We start from the raw sequence: 21,792 nt of genomic DNA on the forward strand, positions 1-21,792 counted from the left end.
ACAATAGTAAAATAGTAATAAACAGTACTAAATAATGAAATAATAAACTAATAAAATAAACTAATAAACTAATAAAAATGAAACAATATTAAATAATGAAGTAATAAATAAAGAGTATTAAGGTTATTATTATGCAAAATCTATCCAATAGTAAAAATTTAAAAAATTTATCCGATTCACCTAAGTTATTAAATTTATTGACAAAACAAAGTAAAGAGCAATACGAAAAAGACTTAGAAAATGAAACAATAAATATTGCTTCAAATTTAATTAGAATAAACTCTGTAAATCCTGGTTTTGGGGGAAAAGGGGAAGTTGAAGAAGCGCAATATATTATAAAAAAGATGAAAGAATACGCAAAAAAATATAATGCGGATTTAATAATAAAAGAATACAACACAACCGATGAAAATAACATCGTAAGACCTAACGTAGTTGTAGATTTGGATTTGAACAAAGAAAACAGTCTAACAATAATTTCACATATGGATATCGTACCTGAGGGCGACATTTCATTATGGGATACAAATCCGTACGAACCAGTCATAAAAAACGGTAAAATTTATGGTAGGGGTAGTGAAGACAACGGAAAAGGTATTGTATCATCTTTTTTAATCTTAAAAATGATATTAGATGAATTTAAGCAAAAATCCTTAAATCCAGAATCTGATTTAAAGTATAACTTAAGATTAATTTTCGTAGCAGACGAAGAAAATGGTAGTACTTATGGAATTAGACATCTTTTAAAGTATGAAGATGAGCTTTTCAAGAACGGAGATGTTATTATAGTCCCTGATTTTGGAGTAGGTCATGGAAACTTCGTGGAAATTGCCGAAAAACAAATCATGTGGATTAAATTTACAATAAAAGGTTTCCAATGTCACGGTAGCACACCGCTCAAAGGAATTAATGCAGGTACTATGGCATTTTTATTCGGCGATATGCTCCAAAAGACACTATATAAAAAATACGATACAAAAGACGAGATATTCACATTCCCATACTCAAGTTTTGAACCAACAATCTTTAAAAATTCCGTAGAAAATGCAAATACAATTCCAGGAAATGTTGAAATGTATTTCGATTGTAGAGTTTTACCGAATTATGATGTGGATGACGTTTTAAAAACAATTGATAACACCATATTAAAATTTAAGAGAGAATTACCTATAAATTTAATTTATTATAGTGAGAATTTGTTAAATAATATCGATGTAACCTATAACGTTGAAAATCTAGAGAAATCCGGCAAATTGCCTGAAAATTCAAAATCAATAGCAGAAATAAATAATTCAATTGAAAAAATATTGGGTATTGAACCGAAATTATGTGGAATGGGGGGCGGTACTGTAGCGGCTCCTATACGAGTTAAAGGATATGAAGCTGTAGTTTGGGGAATGGGTAATGAAACAGCCCATCAACCTAATGAAAATATCGATATTTCCGATTTACTAAATATGGCTAAAGTATATTTAGCAATGATTGTAAAAGAGGATAATTAATAAAGATAATAAACATAATAATCAATTTTTAAATTATTTTTATAGTAAATCATTTTTATTTTTTACAATTAATATTTTAGGGGATTTTATGAATATCGATGAAAAAAATTTAAACTATAATAAATCTAAAGAATTAAAAGAATTAAAAGAATTAAAAGAATTAAAAGAATTAAAAGAATATGAAATTGTTATTTTGAAAATTGGGGGAAGTTTAACATTAAATTGTGAAAATCTTTTAAAAGAATTGAAAATACAAATTAAAGAATTAAACGATATTAATAATCTCATAAAAACAAAATTGCTCATAATTCCCGGTGGTGGAAACTTTGCAAACAATGTAAGGGATATTTATGAAAAAACAAACCTTTCTGATGACGGAGCTCATAAATTGGCTACATTATGCACGGATTTAACTGGACTATATATGAAAGATATTTCAAATGTAAAAACAGCCAATAATATTTACGATGTAAAAGATATGTTCCGATATGAGGATTTGTTAATTTTTTTACCTTCTAATCTAATATTATCTACGGATAAGTTACCTCGTTCTTGGGATGTGACTTCGGATAGTTTTGCGGGCTACATTGCAGATTTAATCGATTGTAAAAAATTAATAATTGCAACAGATGTTGATGGAATATATAATAAATACCCTGAAGGAAAACTATTAAATACCATAAATGCCAAATCGATTAAAGGTTTTACCTCGATTGATAAATATTTACCAGAATTCATATGTTCTAACAATATTGAATGCTATGTGGTAAATGGTAATTTTCCAAAACGGATAATTAGTATTTTGGAAAATAAAATCGATACATATACAAAAATATTGAAATAAATATTAAATAAATTTAATAAACTATTATGTATTTTCTGTTTTATCATATTTGATTTACATAGGTTTATATAATAATTTATAGTAATCATATTTAGTTTATACTCAAAATTCTTTGTGGTATATAACTTTAAATACGATTAAACAATATGTTTAAATTTATATTACTCAATTTCATAAAAACTTTTATAAGGCTATATATTATATAGGATATGCACCTAGTAAACTAGGAAGCAATATGATGGTAATAATGTTAAATTACTTTTGTATTTATCCATAATAATAGCTTAAATAAATAAAAGTGGTGAAACAATGAAAGCTAAATGTACTACATGTAATGCAGAAATTGCACCAAGAGAAAACGCTACAAGATTTGTATGCCCTAACTGTGGTAAAACAGAGATTGTAAGATGCGAAAAATGTAGAAAATTAAGTAACGCATACAAATGTCCTGTATGTGGATACGAAGGACCATAATCGAATTACATAATACAAGTAATAAGTAATATGGTTTAAACTACTTATCTAAATCTAATAAATTCACATTAAATCAATATATAGTTAATATAGTATATTTTACATAGAATATATCATATATCTATATCATATCTATATCAGAATTAAAACGATTTAATCGGTGATATCATGGCTGATGTAATTGCTAAAGTAAAGGTAATGCCTGTAAGCCCAGAAGTGGAAAAAGAAGCTTTAAAAGAGAAATTAACAAAAGTTGTTGGAGAAAATGATGCTAAATGTAGGGGTGTATCAGACGAACCTTTGGCATTCGGATTGTACACAATTTACGTTATGGTTGAAATGGAAGAAAGAGAGGGTGGAATGGACCCTATCGAACAAGCAATGAATGATTTAGAAGATGTAGAAAGTGCAGAAGTTGTAGAACTTTCATTAATTTAATTAATTTATTATATGGTAAATGATAATAATATGATTTAAATTAAAACTAATATTAATAAATGGATTAAGTAAATTTAAATACATGCAATTAACGTTAATTATTCATTAAATACCGTTTAATTAATAGAATCATTGTATTGTACTTTTATTGTTATATCGAATTATTAATTAAGTTATGTTAATCAAATTAATCAAGCATTAATCAGAAATAAATTAATTAAACTAAGTTGCAGACTTGATAACTTACTATAAGAGTATAAATTTTGATTTGATAAGTTAAAATTGCTAAATACCCGTAGTTATGTAATTATTCATTACAGCGTAATATAATGTCGATTAACTAAATTTTAAAATACGATACATATGAGATATACATATAATAAATATGTTTAAAATATGTTTAATAGGTTTCAAAATTTAGAAGGGAGATGTTTAATGTGGGCGGTATGAAAAACTATATAAATCAGTATAAGCAATTAAAAACGGCTATAGAGTATATTTCCGAAAAGGGATATACGGTAAATATCAGGCAAAATGAAAAACCTATTATGGTAGTAGGCAAGCACGCAAAACCCAATTTTGTATTAAAAAGCACGGTTGGAAATGTGAAAGTCAACTGCATCAACACTGTTAAACTCATATACAATATGAAGCTTTAACCTATTGAGGTGTATATGATGGTTAAATTGAACTATAAAGTTAAAACTGACCCAAGCAAAACAGCAAGAGCTATGGGAAGAACTTTAAAAATTTCAAGAAAACACACAATTGAGATTTGTAGAGAAATAAACGGTATGAGATTAGACAAAGCAATGGCTTACTTAAACAGAGTTATTAAGTTAGAACAAGCTGTACCGTTCAAAAGACATGACAAAGATGTTCCTCACAGAAAAGGGGACTTAAAATGGCACGCTGGTAGATTCCCACAAAAAGCTGCGGGAGAAATCCTTCACGTTCTTGAGAATGCTAAGAAAAACGCAGAATACAAAGGCATGAACACAGAACAGTTGAGAATTAAACACATCTCATCAAACAAAGGATTCACAATCAAAAGATACATGCCAAGAGCATTTGGTAGGGCTTCACCTAAATACCAAGAAACAGTACATGTACAAGTTATATTAGAAGAATTCTACTAATTGCGTATATAATAAAAAATGATTACATTAGTTTAGTTTAAAAGATAAGAACTGATGGTAAATCGTTGAATATTGGTGAAACAATGATTGAAAGAACATTTGTTACAAATAATGTTTCAGAAGCATTAATTAATGAATATTTTTGTAAAAAATTGGTAAAAGCTGGTTACAGCCACATTGATGTTAAAAAAACACCAATTGGTACAAGAATAACAGTATTTGCTGAAAAACCTGGATTTGTAATTGGTAGAAAAGGTAAAATGGTTAAAGAATTAACTGAAACCTTAAGAACAGTTTACAAAATCGAAAACCCACAAATCGAAGTTAAACAAATCGAAAACGCTGATTTAGACCCTGCAGTAGTAGGTCACAAAATTGCAGCTTCACTCGAAAAAGGTATGCACTTCAGAAAAACAGCACACTCAGCAATAAGAAGAGTTATGAATGCTGGTGCAAAAGGTGTATCTATTATCGTTTCCGGTAAATTATCCGGTGAAAGGTCAAGAACTGAAAAGTTCATGGATGGATACATGAAACACTGTGGTGAACCATCAGAAGAATTGGTTATGAAATCACACCAACTTGCAAAATTAAAATTAGGTGTAGTTGGAGTTACTGTAAAAATCATGTTACCTGATGTATCATTACCTGACGAAATCATAATCACTTCCGGAGAAATCAAAGAAGTGTCAGAAGTAGCTGAAGTAGCTGAAGTTGTTGAAGCAACAGAAGAACAATAAACACCAAATACATAAAAAGGTGGTAAGATGGCAATCTTAAAAGCAAATGAAATCAGAGAATTGTCACTCGAAGAAATGCAAGAAAAAATTGTTGAAATGAAAAAAGAGTTAATGAAAGAAGGCGTTAATAAAGCAACAGGCGGTGCACCTTCAAATCCTGGTAAAATCCAAGCTCTTAAAAGAACAATTGCTAGAGTATTGACAATCATGAAAGAAAAAGAAGCACAAAATGCTTAATTAAGTTTAATGGCGAATATTTGGAGTACATTCTATTAAATTAATTTAAAAAAATGTATTTTTATAAAAAGTCGACATTAAGTTTAAATAATATAAATTAATAGCTATAAATATGGCATAATTGATATTACAATATGCAGATTATTTATAATTATTATAAAATTGAATATAAAATACAAAAAATACAAAACGTTGTATCAAAACGAGAGGTGCATTAATGCCGGAGATTTGTCCAATATGTGGTTTACCTAAAGATTTATGTGTTTGTGAGGAAATAGCTAAAGAAGAACAGAAAATAAAAGTTTATGTTACTAAACGTAGGTTTGGTAAATTGATGACTGTTGTTGAAGGCTTCGACGCAGACCTTATAGACGTTAAAGACCTTGCAAAGAAATTAAAAGATATCTGTGCTTGCGGTGGAACTGTTAAGAAAGATAGTATCGAATTGCAAGGAGATCACAGGAAAAAAGCTGAAGACATTCTCATAGGTATGGGCTTCTCAAAGAATATGATTGATGTAAGATAATTAGTTGTAATTAAGTTTATATACTATATTACCATACTAACTTACTACATTAAATATTATTGAAAAGGTAGTGGATACGTAAGTACACCCACAAGCCTTTATTTGGGTAGGGACACCCATGAAAATTTCGAAAGATATTCTCAGACATGAGTTAATAGGGTTAAGCGTTGAAGTAATTCAATGTAATAACAAGCAACTTATCGGTAAAAAGGGAGTAGTTGTTGACGAAACAAGAAATACGTTAACCGTTGAGTCTAAAGTGGTAAATTCTTCTGTTACTAACGAGCAAAAGAACGAATACTTAGACGATGACGTACAATATTCTTACAATGAATTTCAAATTCCAAAAGATATTGCAGTATTTCAATTCGACGTAACTACTTCCGAGGGTCTTTTTAAAGTAAAAATCGATGGAAATTTACTTGTAGGACGACCTGAAGATAGGTTGAAAAGAAAATTCAAAAAAATTTATCCTTATTAAATGTTAAGTAAATATAAAATTTGTATAATTTATATATTTATATAATTTATATAAATCGATGTATTTGTTTGGCTTTTAAGGATAACCCTATTATAATCGTTAGAAATTATTTTAATGGTCCCAAGATGCATTTAAACTTATATAAGTGTGTATATTAAAGTATTATGGGTTATACAAAACATAATCAAAATTTTATTTATTTGAATCATTTTATTAATTAAATACGATGATTAAAATGAATATGTGGATTTTTTGATTATTGCGAAGTAATTTGCTAATTTTGTATGATTTATGAGTATTATTATAAATTTAACAGAAAAAAATATTTAATGATATTTAAAATATGTTAATTATTTTTATAATTAAATTGTATTTTGATATCTGAAAAATGTTTATATACCTGTAACCCGTATTTACTCTGGGACTATACCAATTAATAATTATATGTATCACATATACAAAATACACTCTATATCTGGAGGTATAATAATGACAAACATAGGAATTGATGTAAAAACTCCTGAAAATGTTTGTGATGACATAAACTGTCCTTTCCACGGGAAATTACCAGTTAGAGGTCAAACATTCGAAGGCGTAGTAACCTCAGATAAAGGACACAACACAGTTGTAATCGAAAGAGAAATTATAAGATACTTGTCAAAGTACGAAAGATACGAAAAAAGAACAGTTAGCATGATTGCACATAACTCACCATGTATCTCAGCGAAAGTTGGAGATATCGTGAAAATTATGGAATGCAGACCAATCAGCAAAACGAAATCTTTTGTAGTAATCGAAAAGACAATACAAGAATAATTCCTTTAAATGGGTGAATATCATGAAAGGAATCGGGTCAACCGTAGTAAGGTCATTACCAAACGGAGCAAGAATATTCTGTGCAGACAATACAGGAGCTAAAGAATTGGAAGTTATATCAGTTAAGAATTACTCTGGTGTAGTTAGAAGATTACCAGCTGCTGGTGTAGGTCAGATGGTTTTTGTTTCAGTTAAGAAAGGTACTCCTGAAATGAGAAAGCAAGTTTTACCTGCTATCATCATCAGGCAGAAGAAAGAATATAAAAGAGCAGACGGCTCAAGAGTTAAGTTTGAAGATAACGCAGCAGTTATTGTAACACCAGAAGGAACACCAAAAGGTTCAGAAATCAAAGGTCCAGTTTCAAAAGAAGCTGCTGAAAGATGGCCTGGTGTTTCAAGATTGGCTAAAATTATTCACTAATCGAGTCACAAAAATAAGTAAGGTGGAATAATGGTGTTGACTAGTTCAAAACAGCCAAGAAAGCAAAGAAAAGCACTCTACAACGCACCGTTACATTTAAGAAACAACTTAATGTCAGCGATGTTGTCAAAAGAGTTAAAAGAAAAATTAAATAAGAATTCAATACCTTTGAAGAAAGGAGACTTAGTAAAAGTTATGAGAGGAAACTTCAAAGGCGTTGAAGGAGAAGTTACCAACGTAAGTTACAGAAACTACAATGTAGTTGTAGCTGGCGTAGTTAACAAAAAACAAGATGGTACAGAAAAATCATACCCTATACACCCATCAAATTTGATGATTGTAAAGTTGGATGATTCAGACGATAAGAGATTTAAAAACGCTAATAATTAAGAGGTGTGAGCATGGCAGTTAAAGGACCTAAAAGACATCTAAAAAGATTAGCCGCTCCAGCAAACTGGCAAATCCCAAGAAAAGTCAGAACATTCACAGTAAGACCTGCACCTGGTTCACACGCAATGGATAAATCATTACCATTGTTATTGATAATAAGAGATGTATTAAAATACGCTGACAATTCAAGAGAAGCTAAAAAGATTATCCAAACAGGAAAAATCTTAATCGACGGTAGAAAAAGAAAAGAATACAAACTTCCAGTAGGATTAATGGATTTAATTTCAGTTCCTTTAATGAACGAAAATTACGTTGTATTATTTGACGAAGCCGGAAGATTGACTTTAAACAAAGTTGAAAATGCTGATGTAAAATTGTGTAAAATTGTAAACAAAACAGTTATTAAAGGTGGACACATCCAGTTAAACTTACACGATGGTAGAAACCAAATAGTAACCGTTGCTGACGCTTCAAAAGCAGAAGAAGACGTTTACAAAACAGGCGACAGTATTTTATTATCAATACCTGAACAAAAAATTGCAGGACATGTTCAATTTGGAGAAAACAAATTAGCATACGTTACTGGCGGTAAACACGTTGGAGAATTCGCTAAAATCGTAGAAATTGAAGAAAGAAAATTATATGCAGATATAATTACACTTGAAACAAAAGACGGCGAACAATTTAAAACCGTTAAAGATTACGTATTTATCGTAGGCGACAATGAACCAGTAATCAATTTATAATTATTGAGTTTATCAATTAATTAAAGATTGTTTATCTATTCCATTGTTATTTATTAATATATTACTAATATTAGATATTTGGTATTAGATATTTGATATTGATAATTTGTTAATACTTATGGTAGATTAGCTAAATTTGAATTAATTTTGATTATTTTACAATAATTGAAATTGGTTAATTTCAAAGATTTCTAAATATTATTTCTAAAAGATATAACTTTAGAAACAAGAACCCTAAAAACATTAGGAGGGCAAAATATGTCATTCCAAGAAATATGGGAAAAAGAACCGATGAAAAAACCAAGAATTCAAAAAGTTACAGTAAACTTTGGTGTTGGTGAAGCAGGCGATAGGTTAACCATTGGAGCTAAAGTTATTGAAGATATTACGGGACAATCACCTGTAAGAACTTTGGCAAAACAAACTAACCCTGCATTCGGAATCAGAAAAAAATTACCAATTGGATTGAAAGTTACCTTAAGAGGTACTAAAGCTGAAGAGTTTTTAAAGAACGCTTTCACTGCTTTCAAAGCATCTGGTAAAGTATTATACGACAGGTCATTTGATAAAGTAGGTAATTTTTCATTCGGTGTTCCAGAACACATTGACTTCCCAGGCCAAAAATACGACCCATCAGTTGGAATATACGGTATGGACGTATGTGTAACTTTTGAAAAGTCAGGATACAGAGTTAAATCAAGAAAGCTTAACAGAAACACAATTCCTGAAAAACACTTAGTTAAAAAAGTCGAAGCTATCGAATTAGTTAAATCAACATTCGGTATGGAAGTACTTGAAGAATAAGGTGAGTATGTATGACAAAAGCACCGTTCAAGAAAAAATTTGGACAAGGTTCCAAGGTTTGTAAAAGATGCGGAAGAAAAGGACCGGGAATTATTAGAAAATACGGCTTAAACTTATGTAGACAATGCTTTAGAGAAATGGCACAAAACTTAGGATTTAAAAAGTACGATTAAGTGATGAAAGGATTAGAAAGGACAAGGAGGTAACAGTATGAGCTTAATGGACCCTCTTGCGAACGCATTGAACCATATATCCAACTGTGAAAACGTAGGTAAAAACACAGCTTACTTAAAACCTGCATCTAAATTAATTGGAAGAGTACTCAAAGTTATGCAAGACCAAGGATACATCGGAAACTTTGAATACATTGAAGATGGTAAAGCGGGAGTTTACAAAGTAACATTAATTGGTCAGATTAACAAATGTGGCGCTGTAAAACCAAGATTCGCAGTTAAAAATCAAGAATTTGAAAAGTTTGAAAAGAGATACTTACCAGCAAAAGGTTTCGGTTTGTTAATTGTGAGCACCCCTAAAGGGTTAATGACTCACGATGAAGCAAAAGATTCTGGAATTGGTGGAAGGTTAATTTCATACATCTACTAATTGCGTTAAGCAAATTTATAAGCTAATATCCTAAGATATTATTCATTATTATTGTATTTTCATACAATGAGACGAGGAGGTATAGTTATGCCAGTTGCTGCACTCATTAGGGAAGAAGTTACTATCCCAGAAAATGTAAATGTTGAACTAAACGGCAACAACATTACTGTAAAATCCGGCGGTAAACAATTAGAAAAAACATTAAATTACAACGGAATCGAATTCTCAATAGAAGACGATGTCTTAGTTATCAAATGTTCTTTCCCAAATAAAAAACAGACCGCTATGGTAGGTACATATAAAGCACACGCTCTTAACATGATAAAAGGAGTTACAGAAGGCTTTGAATACAAATTAGCAATTAAATACGCTCACTTTCCTATGAAAGTAAGTGTTAAAAGCGATGTTGTAGTTATTGACAATTTCTTAGGTGAAAAACACCCAAGAAATGCAAGAGTAATGCCTGGAGTTACTGTTAAAGTAAGCGGTGAACAAGTAGTAGTAAGTGGAACTAACAAAGAATTCGTTGGTCAAACTGCTGCAAACATTGAACAAGCCACTAAAGTAAGCGGAAGAGATACAAGAGTATTCCAAGACGGTATCTACATCGTTGAAAAAGCAGGTAAGGTATTATAGGTGGTTTCATGAGTGATTTTAAAAGATTAATGAGATTAAAACTCAAAATGAAACAGAAAAGACCTGAATTCAAAAGACAAGATAGCCACAGAACTGCAAGAATCGGTACCAGCTGGAGAAGACCATTCGGTAAACACAGTGGTATGAGAATTGGATTGAAACACAGATGTGCTGTAGTTAAAATCGGATATAGATGCCCTGCATTAGTAAGAAATCTTCATCCATCAGGTTTAGAAGACATTCTTGTTAACAACGTTAAAGAGATTTCAGCTTTAAACCCTGAAACTCAAGCAGCAAGAATTGCAGCAACAGTTGGTAAGAGAAAAAGAATTGAAATGATTAAAAAGGCTAATGAATTAAACATTAGAATTTTAAACATCTCAAAACAGAAACAAGAAGAATTATTACAATAATTAAGTAAAAATTCAAATTATACTTACATTATAATATAATAATTCAATTCTAATATTCAATTATCAAATTCAGGCTAATTTAGAGTAATTCTCATGAATTAATGTTATTGCAATTATAACAATCGAATCCATACGTCTGAAAATGTAAAGACAGGTGATATTATGGATGTATCAACTCAAAGAAGAATTGCAGCTAACATACTCGATTGCGGTATTGATAGAGTATGGGTTGACCCTGAAAACTTGGAAAAAGTTAAACTTGCAATTACCAAAGATGACATCAGAGCTTTAGTGAAAGATGGAATCATTGTTAAGAAACAAGAAAAGGGTATCAGTAGCGCAAGAAAGAAAAAGATACAAGAGCAGAAAAGAAAAGGCAAAAGAAAAGGCCAAGGTTCTAGAAAAGGGGCTAAAGGTGCAAGAACTCCTAAAAAAGAAAAATGGATGAACACAATTAGACCTTTAAGAAGAATGCTAAAAGAAATGAGAGAAGACGAAAAAATCGAAAGAACACAGTACAGAAAATTGTACAGAATGGCTAAAGGTGGCGCTTTCAGAAGTAGAAACCACATGAAGCTTTACATGAAAGACCACGGTATCTTAAGCGAATAATTTAAAAATTAATATTTAATTAAATTTTATTAATTTAATAATATTAATTAAAATTATCGTGATATTGGGTTTTTATGATTCAGTATTTTGATTTAATAATCTTTTCATAAAATAATTATCCTTTATAATTACTAAAATTAATAATTACAATGTTTAATTGAATTTAATAGGTTTAATAGATTTATTTATTGAATTTGTTTATTAAATTTATTTTAGATTTATTCAATAGATTTAATAATTTTCTATTAACGATTAGTCAATATTCAGTAATTATTATCGATTTATAACTAAAGTTATAAGGAGGAATGGTTATGGCAACAAACGCCAAGTACAGAGTTCCTTTTAGAAGAAGAAGAGAAGGAAAAACAGATTTCAGACAAAGATTAGGATTATTATTGTCTGGTAAGCCAAGATTAGTTGCGAGAAAATCCTTGAACAACATTGTAGCTCAAGTAGTAGCTTACGATGAGAAAGGAGATATCATATTAGCTTCAGCACATTCAAAAGAACTTGTTAAATTAGGATACAAAGGACACTGCGGTAACTTACCAACAGCGTACTTAACAGGTTTATTGATTGGTAAAAAAGCTGTGAAAGAAGGCATTGAAGAAGCAGTACTTGATAAAGGTTTACACAGAGCTACAAAAGGAGCTGCAATATTTGCAGTTTTAAAAGGTGCTCTTGATGCAGGCTTAGAAATTCCACACGGTGATGAAATCATCGGTAATGAGGAAAGACTAGCAGGTGCTCACATTGCTGAATACGCAAAAGTTTTAAAAGCTGAAGACGAAGACGCTTACAAGAAACAATTCTCAAAGTACTTAGAAAAAGGTTTAAACCCTGAAGATTTGCCAGCACACTTTGAAGAAATAAAAGAAAAAATCCTTAGCTTGTAAGGTGATAAAATGGCTGAAAAAAGAAGATTTAACACCGATGCTTGGGAACCAAAAACTCAAGTTGGTAGGTTAGTAAAGGAAGGGCAAATTACCTCAATCGACGAAATCATCGATAAAGGTACTCCTATACTTGAACCAGAGATTGTTGACGCACTTTTACCTGAACTTGAAGAGCAAGTTTTGGACGTTAAATTAGTTCAAAGAATGCACAAATCAGGAAGAAGAGCAAGATACAGAGCTACAGCAGTAGTTGGAAATAAAAACGGCTACGTTGGAGTAGGCATGGGTAAAGCTAAAGAAGTTGGCCCAGCTATTAGAAAAGCTATCGCTCACGCAAAATTATCACTCATTAGAGTAAGAGTAGGTTGCGGTTCATGGGAATGCGGTTGCGGTGGACCACACTCAATCCCATTCACAGCAGAAGGTAACTGCGGTAGTGTTAAAGTTCAAATCATACCAGCACCAAGAGGTGTAGGTTTAGTTGCAGGTAACGTTGCTAAAGCGGTTTTAGGACTCGCTGGTGTTAAAGATGTTTGGACAAAAACATTCGGAGACACAAGAACAACATACAACTTCGCATTAGCGGTATTTGATTCTTTAAACAACTTAAACTTTATAAAATGCTTACCTAACCAAAAGGCTAAATTAGGTCTTAAGGAAGGTAAAGTATTCTAATTAGCTCGATAATCTAAAAACGATTAATTATTAATTAATTGATTATACTTTTGTATAATTTTATTAATTTCTATTTATTATTAAATAAATTATGTGATATTCGGTTAAGTTTAACGGATAACTCATATAATGCCTATAAAAAGGTCAATGGTGAAAACATGGCTTACGCAGTTATTAGAGTAAGAGGAAGTGTTGGCGTTAAAAAAGATATCGCTGATACCTTAAAAATGTTAAGACTCCACAAAGTAAACCACTGTGTAATTGTTCCAGAAAATGAACATTATGTTGGAATGGTTAAAAAAGTTAAGGATTTCGTAACCTACGGTGAAGTTGACAACGAAACCTTCGAAAAGTTAATCTTAAAAAGAGGAAGATTAGCAGGCAACAACAGAGTAAGCGAAGAAATTGTTAAAGAATCTACAGATTTATCAGTTTCAGAATTAGCTGAAAAAGTTATGTCAGGCGAAATCAAGTTAAAAGATACAGAAGTAAAACCTGTATTCAGATTACACCCTCCAAGAAAAGGATACGACAAAGAAGGAATCAAAAGGCCTTTTTCAGTAGGTGGAGCCTTAGGTTACAGAGCTGGAAAAATAAACGATTTAATTATAAAGATGATGTAATTAACTTTTTTGTTAAGTTATATAGTTAGATTTGTAATTTAAGGTGGTCTTAATGATTAGAAAAAGTAAAAAAATCACTAAATTAAGAGGCTCCAGAACCTGCGGTTATGGAGAAGCTAAAAAGCACAGAGGTGCAGGTCACAGAGGGGGTAGAGGTAACGCAGGTGTTCAGAAACATAAATGGTTAAGCATCTGTAAATTCAACCCTGACTACTTCGGAAGAAGTGGATTTGTAAGACACGCAAGCCTCATAAAAGACTTAAAAACAATTAACGTTGGAGAACTCCAAGAATATGTTTTAAGCAACATTGACGCATTTAAAAAAGACGGTGACAAAATCGTTGTAGATGCGGCAGCTTTAGGTATTGATAAAATACTCGGTAAAGGTAGAATATCATTAGCTATGGCAGTTTCAGCAACAGAGTTTTCAGAAAACGCAGTTGCAAAATTAGAAGCAGCAGGGGGAGAAGCTGTTGAATTATAATTCTGAAAAACGTCTTACCTTTAAAAATTTTAATGGTAATAACAATAAAATTAGAATTAGCATTCAAATAATTCTTCTTTTGGCTTTTATTTTTTATGATAGTGAATACTATACAAAAATCTATGAAAAAAAGCTTTTTTTTAAAAATATTGCTAAAAAAGTGTTTTATGGAATTTGTGTATATGAACCATTTAATTTAATAAAAAATAAATATATCAATGGTATTAAATTAGGTGTATACTCTTTTAGAATGGTTAAATCTAGTATTTTTGTTTATAATGTTTATAGTAATTAGGTTATCTAAATTAGGTGAAAATTGTCAGATTTGACAGTCTATAATTTAATATTAACTTCGATTTAAATCGTTATATTAATATACTATGTAAATGTATGTTGATGTAATTAGGAGATTATACAACTAAATCCATAGATTATAAACTATTAATCTATGAGTACATAATTTATTATTAAAATCGTAAATAAAACCTATATTGTAATATAATTTTTAATTAAATGGTTACAATATGCGTAATATTTGGGTGATATTTTGGAAACATTTCTTCAAAAAATAAGACCCGTTTTAGAATATATACCGGAAGTTAAGAGACCTGACAGGGAAATATCATTTAAAGGTAAGCTCTATTGGACAGGAATTGTACTTCTATTATATTTCATATTGGGTACAATAGATGTTTATACTGGCGGTTCGGAAATTCCCGCGCTATTCGACTTTTGGCAAACTGTTACTGCATCAAAAATGGGTACTCTTATCACATTAGGTATTGGTCCTATCGTTACAGCAGGTATCATAATGCAGTTGTTAATTGGTTCTGAACTGGTCAAATTAGATATGTCAAAACCTGATAACAGGGCATTATTCCAAGGTCTCCAAAAAGCATTTGGTATATTCTTATGTTTCTTAGAAGCTGGAATGTTCGTATTAGCAGGAGCTTTTGGGGCACTTACGCCGATGATGTCATTAGCTCTAATATTGCAGTTAGCAATCGGTGCTATATTACTTATTTACCTAGATGAAATTGTTTCAAGATATGGTATAGGTTCAGGTATCGGATTATTCATTGCAGCAGGGGTTTCCCAAACAATATTCGTGGGTGCTTTAGGTCCACAAGGTTATTTATGGAAATTCTTTAGTGCATTAGTTTCAGGAAGTATGGGTCCAGCTTTGGAGTACATATTGCCAATATTGGCTACAATAGCAGTATTCTTTGTTGTTGTATATGCTGAAAGTATTAGGGTTGAAATACCATTAGCTCATGGTAGGGTTAAAGGTGCAGTAGGTAAATACCCAATTAAGTTTATCTACGTTTCAAACTTGCCTGTTATCCTTGCAGCGGCTTTATTTGCAAACTTCCAACTCTGGGGTTTAGTACTCTATAAAATAGGATTCCCATTATTGGGTACTTATTCAAATGGTAGGGCAATAGATGGTATTGCATACTACTTCTCAACACCATATGGTTTATCCAGTGTAATATCTGACCCTATTCACGCAATAGTTTATACATTGTTCTTAATAGGATTTTGTGTATTGTTTGGTTTATTCTGGGTTGAAACTTCCGGACTCGATGCTAAATCAATGGCGCAGAGACTTGGCGGTTTAAATATGGCAATCAAAGGATTTAGGAAAAGTAACAAATCCATTGAAAACAGATTAAAAAGATACATCAAACCAATAACGGTTATGGGTTCAGCATTTGTAGGTCTCCTTGCGGCACTTGCAGACTTTACTGGTGCATTAGGTGGTGGTACTGGGGTATTACTTACAGTATCAATCGTTTACAGGTTCTATGAGCAATTAGTTCAAGAACAACTATCGGATTTACACCCTATGTTATCTAAGATAGTTAAAAAGTAAACTTAAATCCTAATATTTATATATCATAAAGGTAATAAATTATTATCAAATAATAATTTGATACCCCTAATGTTCCCAATTTTAAATTTTTTTATTTTTTTCCAGGTTTTTTTTAAAAATAAGTTTTTTTAATCTATTATATGCAATTTTAATCCTTTTAATGAATTTACGGGTTTTATATATTTATTTAATAAACGAATAAAATCAATCATACATAATAATATTTTAAAAATAATAATAAAATAATATAATAAAATAATATAATAAAATAAGATTACTAAAGTAATAAAATATGATTAATTTAGTTTTTTAAATTATTTTAACCGTCGAATTTACAAATAACGCAGTAATTCCGCATAGAATTTCTAATGCCCAAATAACAAAGACTATATTATATTCCCGCATCGGTTTTTTCATAAGTATTAATCTAGGTAATGACAAGTAGCCTCCTGCCACATATAGTTTACCATCCTCGCCTAATTGTGTTGGTTTGTGTTCTTCTCTTTTTGTAACTCCTGCACTATAGTATTTTAAACCTGCATCTATGATGTAAGGTATCATTATGATAATAAGTGGTAATACGGCACTTTTCCATACTGCTAAAGTTGCTAAAAACGCACCAATTGGTAATGTCCCAGTATCCCCGGGAAATACTTTTGCAGGATATTTATTATATGTCAAAAAACCCAAGTATGTCACAAAAAATAGGATTAGACTATTGAACCCTATAATATCTCCATTTTGTAACATTATCAATGCTAAAAATAAAGATGCAAGTGTTCCAGTTCCTATTTCGAGACCGTTAAATCCTGCAAGCATATTTGTAAAATTAGAGCATATGGAAATCCCAAACATCAATAAAACAATATAAATCGGGCTAAATCCAAGTAACAATCCCGTAGGTATTGCAGAAAGTGCAAGAATTAAAAGCTTTTCTTTGGGTGATAATTTCGCAATATCATCTATAACGCCCAAAATACCTGCTATTAATACAGGCACTAGTAAATTAGCTTCTATAAATGGTAAAAAAATTGATAACGTTAACAATAATGCCAAACCACCCATTTCGGCAACTTTTAATTTTTCTTTTTTATGCAAATCATTTCCAAATTTACAATCTACCATTTTGTTAATCATAAATTTAGTTAAAATAATACTCGTAAAAAAACCTAATATTATTATTAAACTATACCCCCTTGAGAAAACCGTGTTTATTCCTAAAATCATACTATTGTAAACCATAAATTCACCGCTTTTAGCCATATTTTAATGTTATTCTATTATAATCCTTATTATATTGAGAAATATACTAACAATAGGAATTAATTCATAAATTATATATAGATAGCTATTAAATGAATAGATATGTATATTTCAATAAATAAAATACTAATGACTTATTATCTTAATTAATCAAATCCAAAAAGTAAATACTAATTTACAATTTGATATCTGCATATATATTAGTTTTATATTATTTCAATAAATTATATATTAAATGTAGATAAATATCTAAATAATAATTAAATTTATCTAACACAGTATATTTAATTATTAATTTAGATTGTTATATTTTATCTTCTTAATATGTAATATTAAAGAATTATTGATTTCATATTTGCAAAATTACAAAAAACTAAAAATTATAAGACTATAAAATTACAAAATATGCAATAAATTATTAGATTAAAATTATATACACTTATAGATATCAAAAATATTCCTAACTATCTTTACAGAGGGAATAAAATGACTGAAAACAACGAAAAAGTCAAAAATTCCGATTCTGCAAACAATCAAAGCTCTAAAAATTCGAAATTTAATTTTAATTTCGAAGATAAAAAAGTAAAATGTGCAAAAACAATATTAATTATTATATTTTTAGCATTTTTAAGCTTTCAAATGAGGGCACAAACTGCAGACATGGGTTTTACGACAAACGAACAATATTTAGATGTTTTTTCAGACGATAACGGTAGAATGTATTTAACGGCATTGGACCCTTATTATTATTTAAGAATGTCTGAAAATTACCTCGAAAATGGACATACGGGAGATACTTTAAAAAATATAGATGGGCAACAAGTCCCATGGGATTCCTATAAATATGGACCTACAGGTGCTAGGGCAACTTTTAACTTACTATCTGTTGTAACAGTTTGGGTGTATCAAGTATGGCACGCTATGGATTCTACAGTTACTTTAATGAATGCAGCATTCTGGGTTCCTGCAATATTGAGCATGTTCTTGATTACGCCTATCTTCTTCACTGTAAGAAGGATAACGTCAAGTGATATAGGGGGGGCTGTTGCAGCAATTCTAGCTTCGCTATCGCCTTCAATATTTGTAAAAACAGTGGCAGGGTTTTCTGATACTCCAATATTGGAGATATTACCATTATTATTTATTGTATGGTTTATTATTGAAGCAATACATTATTCAAAAGAGAAAAACTATAAATCTTTAATATATGGTTTATTAGCTACATTGATGCTTGCTTTATATCCATTTATGTGGTCAGCTTGGTGGTATGGATACTACATTGTAATTGCATTCTTAGTAATATATGCAATTTATAAAGGAATTAGTTACAATAGTATTGCAAAATATACTAAATCTAAAAATAATAATCATAAAGATAAAATTGAATCTGAAAAATTAGAAATGTTAAATATTTTAAAAATTTCAGGTTTATTTATTATCGGTGGAGCAGTATTGATAACAGCTTTATATGGTGTAAGTACCACAATGAATGCTTTACAAGCTCCTTTGAATTACCTAGGGTTAGATGAAGTTTCTTCACAAACTGGTTGGCCTAACGTTTTGACCACAGTTTCTGAGTTAGATACTGCATCACTCGACGAAATAATAAGCTCATCATTGGGAAGTATACATTTATTTGCAATAGGTTTAATTGGTATTTTCTTATCCTTGTTTAGGAAAGTATTAACACCTGTAAAGCAAATTTCAAATGGATTAGCTGAAAAATTAGATATAAAATATGCTTTACTCCTTATAATATGGTTTGCCGTTACATTCTTGGCAGCATCAAAAGGTGTAAGGTTCGTAGCATTAATGGTGCCCCCATTATCAATTGGTGTGGGTATCTTTGTCGGATTTATTGAACAATTTATTAAAAACAATCTCGATAAAAAATACGAATACGTTGCATACCCAACAATTGCTATAATTGTATTGTATGCGTTATTTACAATATATCGTGCAGATAGTGCGGATTTAGTTAGGATGTTACTCCCTTCAAATTACGTGCCTATCGCAGAAGGAATAATGCTCGCATCATTAGCAGTATTAATAATTTATAAGGTGGCAGAATTAATCGCAGAATCCAATAAAAAGTTAGTAATGAATAAAATATTCATGATATTATTAGCAATTGGATTGATTACACCTACAATAGCTACAATAGTTCCATTCTACAGTGTACCAACATATAATGATGGTTGGGGCGAAAGTTTAGAATGGATAAATACGCAAACACCAAATAACTCAGTTGTAACTTGTTGGTGGGACAATGGTCACATCTACACATGGAAAACTGATAGAATGGTAACTTTCGATGGAAGTAGCCAAAACACTCCAAGAGCTTATTGGGTAGGTAGAGCATTTTCAACCTCCAACGAGAGCCTTGCAAATGGTATATTTAGAATGTTGGCTTCTTCTGGAGATAAAGCATATACTACAGATAGCGTATTAATTAAAAAGACAGGTTCTATTAAAAATACAGTAGATGTTTTAAATGAAATATTACCATTGACAAAATCAGATGCTCAAAAAGCTTTGAAAAATAGTTCCTATAAATTCACAGATACGGAAGTGTCTGAAATTTTGGATGCAACTCACCCAAAAGTTACAAATCCAGATTATTTAATTACATACAATAGAATGACCTCGATAGCTTCAGTATGGAGTTATTTTGGTAATTGGGATTTCAATTTACCTGCAGGTACTTCAAGAAGTGAAAGAGAAGCAGGTTCTTTCCAAGGATTACAAACATATGCAACAAATATTAATGACACATTAATTGTTAGGTCATTAATTCAGCAAACCGCTGAATACAACATATACACATTGATTGAAGTTAGAAATGAAACTTTAACCGGTGCTATGATGGCAGTAACCAACGATGGACAAATGCAAACTCAACAATTAAATATGCACAAAGTTAAATTAATGGTTAATGAAAATGGCAAATCTAAAATGTACAATTCTTTAGCAGACCCTGATGGTCAACTAAGTCTATTGATAAAAGTTGATAAGAATTCAATAATTGGTACTGATGGTTCAAATAATCCAGTTTACTCATCAAGTTCTTGGATGGCTACTGCAAACTTAGAAGATAGCGTATATTCAAAATTACACTTCTTCGATGGAGAAGGTTTAGACACCATAAAACTTGAAAAAGAGTCATTAGACCCAACTGCAAATGGTGTACAGCCTGGATTTAAAGTATTTAGCGTGGATTACGGTAATTACTCAAAATAATAAATAGTAATAAAATATAATAAAATATAATAAACTATAATTAAAATACAATAAACTATAATTAAAATACAATAAAATAAAAATTAATAAATAAATAATTCTTTTTCTTTTTTTTAGTTTTTTTGAAGTTTATTTTTGATTCTTAAAATTAATTTTATATATAATTCGTTATTTATATAAATTATAATGTTAAATTACATTAAGAGATTATTATATTTTTATTTTTATAAAATTTAATCGAAAGGACGAAACACAAATATCGTATATGTTGGTGATTTTATGATAGAAGTAATGAGATTAGGGCACAGGGGCGAACGAGATAAGAGGATTTCCACACACGTGGCACTTACTTCAAGAGCGTTAGGTGCAAGTAATATAATATTTACAAGTGGCGATAAACACGTACATGGAAGCGTAGATAGGATAACAGAAAGCTGGGGCGGAGATTTTCAATTTAAAGTAGCTGATTCTTGGAAATCTTACGTAAAAGAATTTAAAAAAAATAATGGTGTTGTAGCACATTTGACTATGTACGGCGAAAATATCAACGAAATAATGCCTGAAATTATAGGAAGGGTTTATCCTACAGAAGGTACTGAATCAAATAAATGTGAAAATCAAAAAGAAGAACCTAAAAATCTTTTGGTAATCATCGGTGCTGAAAAAGTACCTCGTGAAGCTTATGAATTAGCAGATTACAACGTTTCAGTAGGTAATCAGCCACATTCTGAAGTTGCAGCAATTGCCATATTTTTGGATAGGTTAACAATGGGTAAAAATTTGTATTCGGAATATGAAGATGCTACAATAAGAGTAATACCTTGTAAAAATGGTAAAAATGTTATCATGAGTGATTTAGAGGGGGAATGTGACGATTTTGATAAAGAATGCAGTGAAGATAATTAATTTTATT

Annotated in this window: 29 protein-coding genes; 28 read left to right on the plus strand and 1 reads right to left on the minus strand. The window is 30.4% G+C overall.

Annotated features, from left to right (window positions below):
* Nucleotides 1-131 precede the first annotated feature (131 nt).
* From M2325_RS01590 to secY, 26 genes are all read left to right on the plus strand, one after another.
* The gene (locus M2325_RS01590; protein WP_259050630.1) at nt 132-1,502 is read left to right on the plus strand and encodes a M20 family metallo-hydrolase; all 1,371 of its coding nucleotides are present in this window, start codon (nt 132-134) and stop codon (nt 1,500-1,502) included.
* Nucleotides 1,503-1,590: 88 nt separating this feature from the next.
* Complete coding sequence (locus M2325_RS01595) at nt 1,591-2,346, plus strand: amino acid kinase family protein (RefSeq protein ID WP_310572586.1); 756 nt, start codon at nt 1,591-1,593, stop codon at nt 2,344-2,346.
* A gap of 309 nt (nt 2,347-2,655) precedes the next feature.
* Entirely contained in the window at nt 2,656-2,820 is a 165-nt protein-coding gene (locus tag M2325_RS01600) for a zinc finger domain-containing protein (protein WP_209590320.1), read from the plus strand.
* 168 nt (nt 2,821-2,988) lie between these two features.
* Entirely contained in the window at nt 2,989-3,258 is a 270-nt protein-coding gene (locus tag M2325_RS01605) for an elongation factor 1-beta (protein ID WP_209590321.1), read from the plus strand.
* Between the two features lie 428 nt (nt 3,259-3,686).
* A complete protein-coding gene (locus tag M2325_RS01610; protein WP_259050632.1) occupies nt 3,687-3,917 on the plus strand; it encodes a hypothetical protein in 231 nt (76 codons plus the stop codon).
* Nucleotides 3,918-3,935: 18 nt separating this feature from the next.
* Nucleotides 3,936-4,397: a 50S ribosomal protein L22 gene (locus M2325_RS01615; RefSeq protein WP_209590324.1), complete on the plus strand. Its 462-nt coding sequence runs from the start codon at nt 3,936-3,938 to the stop codon at nt 4,395-4,397.
* Between the two features lie 83 nt (nt 4,398-4,480).
* Nucleotides 4,481-5,137 carry a 30S ribosomal protein S3 gene (locus M2325_RS01620; RefSeq protein ID WP_209590325.1) on the plus strand — a complete coding sequence of 219 codons (657 nt, stop codon included), beginning with the start codon at nt 4,481-4,483 and terminating at the stop codon, nt 5,135-5,137.
* Nucleotides 5,138-5,164: 27 nt separating this feature from the next.
* Nucleotides 5,165-5,374, plus strand: a complete 210-nt coding sequence (gene rpmC / locus M2325_RS01625; protein ID WP_209590328.1) for a 50S ribosomal protein L29 — start codon at nt 5,165-5,167, stop codon at nt 5,372-5,374.
* 217 nt (nt 5,375-5,591) lie between these two features.
* Nucleotides 5,592-5,900 (plus strand): stress response translation initiation inhibitor YciH, encoded by a 309-nt coding sequence (gene yciH / locus M2325_RS01630; protein ID WP_209590330.1) that lies wholly within the window; start codon nt 5,592-5,594, stop codon nt 5,898-5,900.
* Between the two features lie 118 nt (nt 5,901-6,018).
* Entirely contained in the window at nt 6,019-6,381 is a 363-nt protein-coding gene (locus M2325_RS01635) for a ribonuclease P protein component 1 (protein WP_259050634.1), read from the plus strand.
* Between the two features lie 489 nt (nt 6,382-6,870).
* Nucleotides 6,871-7,197 carry a 30S ribosomal protein S17 gene (locus tag M2325_RS01640; RefSeq protein WP_209590333.1) on the plus strand — a complete coding sequence of 109 codons (327 nt, stop codon included), beginning with the start codon at nt 6,871-6,873 and terminating at the stop codon, nt 7,195-7,197.
* A 22-nt stretch (nt 7,198-7,219) separates the two neighbouring features.
* Nucleotides 7,220-7,618 (plus strand): 50S ribosomal protein L14, encoded by a 399-nt coding sequence (locus M2325_RS01645; protein ID WP_013180438.1) that lies wholly within the window; start codon nt 7,220-7,222, stop codon nt 7,616-7,618.
* A gap of 30 nt (nt 7,619-7,648) precedes the next feature.
* Complete coding sequence (gene rplX, locus M2325_RS01650) at nt 7,649-8,008, plus strand: 50S ribosomal protein L24 (RefSeq protein ID WP_209590336.1); 360 nt, start codon at nt 7,649-7,651, stop codon at nt 8,006-8,008.
* An 11-nt stretch (nt 8,009-8,019) separates the two neighbouring features.
* On the plus strand, nt 8,020-8,754 hold the full coding sequence (locus M2325_RS01655; RefSeq protein ID WP_209590338.1) for a 30S ribosomal protein S4e: 735 nt from the start codon (nt 8,020-8,022) through the stop codon (nt 8,752-8,754).
* A gap of 258 nt (nt 8,755-9,012) precedes the next feature.
* A complete protein-coding gene (locus M2325_RS01660; protein ID WP_209590340.1) occupies nt 9,013-9,558 on the plus strand; it encodes a 50S ribosomal protein L5 in 546 nt (181 codons plus the stop codon).
* An 11-nt stretch (nt 9,559-9,569) separates the two neighbouring features.
* On the plus strand, nt 9,570-9,731 hold the full coding sequence (locus M2325_RS01665) for a 30S ribosomal protein S14 (RefSeq protein ID WP_013180434.1): 162 nt from the start codon (nt 9,570-9,572) through the stop codon (nt 9,729-9,731).
* Nucleotides 9,732-9,768: 37 nt separating this feature from the next.
* Nucleotides 9,769-10,161 (plus strand): 30S ribosomal protein S8, encoded by a 393-nt coding sequence (locus M2325_RS01670; protein WP_209590342.1) that lies wholly within the window; start codon nt 9,769-9,771, stop codon nt 10,159-10,161.
* An 87-nt stretch (nt 10,162-10,248) separates the two neighbouring features.
* Entirely contained in the window at nt 10,249-10,797 is a 549-nt protein-coding gene (locus tag M2325_RS01675; protein WP_209590344.1) for a 50S ribosomal protein L6, read from the plus strand.
* A gap of 8 nt (nt 10,798-10,805) precedes the next feature.
* Entirely contained in the window at nt 10,806-11,210 is a 405-nt protein-coding gene (locus M2325_RS01680) for a 50S ribosomal protein L32e (protein WP_209590346.1), read from the plus strand.
* A gap of 162 nt (nt 11,211-11,372) precedes the next feature.
* Nucleotides 11,373-11,822, plus strand: coding sequence for a 50S ribosomal protein L19e (locus M2325_RS01685; RefSeq protein ID WP_209590348.1), 450 nt, complete (start codon nt 11,373-11,375; stop codon nt 11,820-11,822).
* Nucleotides 11,823-12,133: 311 nt separating this feature from the next.
* Entirely contained in the window at nt 12,134-12,718 is a 585-nt protein-coding gene (locus M2325_RS01690; RefSeq protein WP_209590350.1) for a 50S ribosomal protein L18, read from the plus strand.
* 9 nt (nt 12,719-12,727) lie between these two features.
* Nucleotides 12,728-13,393 carry a 30S ribosomal protein S5 gene (locus tag M2325_RS01695; RefSeq protein ID WP_209590352.1) on the plus strand — a complete coding sequence of 222 codons (666 nt, stop codon included), beginning with the start codon at nt 12,728-12,730 and terminating at the stop codon, nt 13,391-13,393.
* A 158-nt stretch (nt 13,394-13,551) separates the two neighbouring features.
* Entirely contained in the window at nt 13,552-14,016 is a 465-nt protein-coding gene (locus tag M2325_RS01700) for a 50S ribosomal protein L30 (protein WP_209590354.1), read from the plus strand.
* Nucleotides 14,017-14,068: 52 nt separating this feature from the next.
* Nucleotides 14,069-14,500, plus strand: a complete 432-nt coding sequence (locus M2325_RS01705) for an uL15 family ribosomal protein (RefSeq protein WP_209590357.1) — start codon at nt 14,069-14,071, stop codon at nt 14,498-14,500.
* Nucleotides 14,490-14,795: a hypothetical protein gene (locus tag M2325_RS01710; RefSeq protein WP_209590359.1), complete on the plus strand. Its 306-nt coding sequence runs from the start codon at nt 14,490-14,492 to the stop codon at nt 14,793-14,795. Before M2325_RS01705 ends, M2325_RS01710 begins: the two co-directional genes overlap by 11 nt.
* Before the next feature lie 252 nt (nt 14,796-15,047).
* The gene (gene secY, locus M2325_RS01715) at nt 15,048-16,376 is read left to right on the plus strand and encodes a preprotein translocase subunit SecY (RefSeq protein WP_209590361.1); all 1,329 of its coding nucleotides are present in this window, start codon (nt 15,048-15,050) and stop codon (nt 16,374-16,376) included.
* Nucleotides 16,377-16,685: 309 nt separating this feature from the next.
* Here the strand turns inward: secY and M2325_RS01720 are convergent, their stop codons facing one another.
* Nucleotides 16,686-17,618, minus strand: a complete 933-nt coding sequence (locus M2325_RS01720; RefSeq protein WP_259050636.1) for an MraY family glycosyltransferase — start codon at nt 17,616-17,618, stop codon at nt 16,686-16,688.
* 507 nt (nt 17,619-18,125) lie between these two features.
* On the opposite strand from M2325_RS01720, the gene M2325_RS01725 reads away from it, so the two are divergent.
* Nucleotides 18,126-20,879, plus strand: a complete 2,754-nt coding sequence (locus M2325_RS01725) for an STT3 domain-containing protein (RefSeq protein WP_259050638.1) — start codon at nt 18,126-18,128, stop codon at nt 20,877-20,879.
* A 279-nt stretch (nt 20,880-21,158) separates the two neighbouring features.
* Nucleotides 21,159-21,785, plus strand: coding sequence for a tRNA (cytidine(56)-2'-O)-methyltransferase (locus M2325_RS01730; RefSeq protein WP_209590367.1), 627 nt, complete (start codon nt 21,159-21,161; stop codon nt 21,783-21,785).
* The last annotated feature ends 7 nt before the right edge of the window (nt 21,786-21,792 follow it).

Origin of the sequence: Methanococcus voltae PS, from assembly GCF_024807035.1 — an archaeon.
Classification (GTDB): domain Archaea; phylum AGJL01; class Methanococci; order Methanococcales; family Methanococcaceae; genus Methanococcus; species Methanococcus voltae.

Coding starts and splice junctions, on each gene's coding strand:
- M2325_RS01730 (WP_209590367.1), top strand. CDS start 21,159: ATGATAGAAGTAATGAGATTAGGGCACAGGGGCGAACGAGATAAGAGG.
- M2325_RS01595 (WP_310572586.1), top strand. CDS start 1,591: ATGAATATCGATGAAAAAAATTTAAACTATAATAAATCTAAAGAATTA.
- M2325_RS01680 (WP_209590346.1), top strand. CDS start 10,806: ATGAGTGATTTTAAAAGATTAATGAGATTAAAACTCAAAATGAAACAG.
- M2325_RS01635 (WP_259050634.1), top strand. CDS start 6,019: ATGAAAATTTCGAAAGATATTCTCAGACATGAGTTAATAGGGTTAAGC.
- rplX (WP_209590336.1), top strand. CDS start 7,649: ATGGTGTTGACTAGTTCAAAACAGCCAAGAAAGCAAAGAAAAGCACTC.
- M2325_RS01665 (WP_013180434.1), top strand. CDS start 9,570: ATGACAAAAGCACCGTTCAAGAAAAAATTTGGACAAGGTTCCAAGGTT.
- M2325_RS01620 (WP_209590325.1), top strand. CDS start 4,481: ATGATTGAAAGAACATTTGTTACAAATAATGTTTCAGAAGCATTAATT.
- M2325_RS01640 (WP_209590333.1), top strand. CDS start 6,871: ATGACAAACATAGGAATTGATGTAAAAACTCCTGAAAATGTTTGTGAT.
- M2325_RS01695 (WP_209590352.1), top strand. CDS start 12,728: ATGGCTGAAAAAAGAAGATTTAACACCGATGCTTGGGAACCAAAAACT.
- M2325_RS01690 (WP_209590350.1), top strand. CDS start 12,134: ATGGCAACAAACGCCAAGTACAGAGTTCCTTTTAGAAGAAGAAGAGAA.
- M2325_RS01590 (WP_259050630.1), top strand. CDS start 132: ATGCAAAATCTATCCAATAGTAAAAATTTAAAAAATTTATCCGATTCA.
- M2325_RS01670 (WP_209590342.1), top strand. CDS start 9,769: ATGAGCTTAATGGACCCTCTTGCGAACGCATTGAACCATATATCCAAC.
- M2325_RS01615 (WP_209590324.1), top strand. CDS start 3,936: ATGGTTAAATTGAACTATAAAGTTAAAACTGACCCAAGCAAAACAGCA.
- M2325_RS01720 (WP_259050636.1), bottom strand. CDS start 17,618: ATGGTTTACAATAGTATGATTTTAGGAATAAACACGGTTTTCTCAAGG.
- rpmC (WP_209590328.1), top strand. CDS start 5,165: ATGGCAATCTTAAAAGCAAATGAAATCAGAGAATTGTCACTCGAAGAA.
- M2325_RS01700 (WP_209590354.1), top strand. CDS start 13,552: ATGGCTTACGCAGTTATTAGAGTAAGAGGAAGTGTTGGCGTTAAAAAA.
- M2325_RS01660 (WP_209590340.1), top strand. CDS start 9,013: ATGTCATTCCAAGAAATATGGGAAAAAGAACCGATGAAAAAACCAAGA.
- M2325_RS01705 (WP_209590357.1), top strand. CDS start 14,069: ATGATTAGAAAAAGTAAAAAAATCACTAAATTAAGAGGCTCCAGAACC.
- M2325_RS01655 (WP_209590338.1), top strand. CDS start 8,020: ATGGCAGTTAAAGGACCTAAAAGACATCTAAAAAGATTAGCCGCTCCA.
- M2325_RS01610 (WP_259050632.1), top strand. CDS start 3,687: ATGTTTAATGTGGGCGGTATGAAAAACTATATAAATCAGTATAAGCAA.
- M2325_RS01600 (WP_209590320.1), top strand. CDS start 2,656: ATGAAAGCTAAATGTACTACATGTAATGCAGAAATTGCACCAAGAGAA.
- M2325_RS01675 (WP_209590344.1), top strand. CDS start 10,249: ATGCCAGTTGCTGCACTCATTAGGGAAGAAGTTACTATCCCAGAAAAT.
- yciH (WP_209590330.1), top strand. CDS start 5,592: ATGCCGGAGATTTGTCCAATATGTGGTTTACCTAAAGATTTATGTGTT.
- M2325_RS01645 (WP_013180438.1), top strand. CDS start 7,220: ATGAAAGGAATCGGGTCAACCGTAGTAAGGTCATTACCAAACGGAGCA.
- M2325_RS01605 (WP_209590321.1), top strand. CDS start 2,989: ATGGCTGATGTAATTGCTAAAGTAAAGGTAATGCCTGTAAGCCCAGAA.
- M2325_RS01685 (WP_209590348.1), top strand. CDS start 11,373: ATGGATGTATCAACTCAAAGAAGAATTGCAGCTAACATACTCGATTGC.
- M2325_RS01725 (WP_259050638.1), top strand. CDS start 18,126: ATGACTGAAAACAACGAAAAAGTCAAAAATTCCGATTCTGCAAACAAT.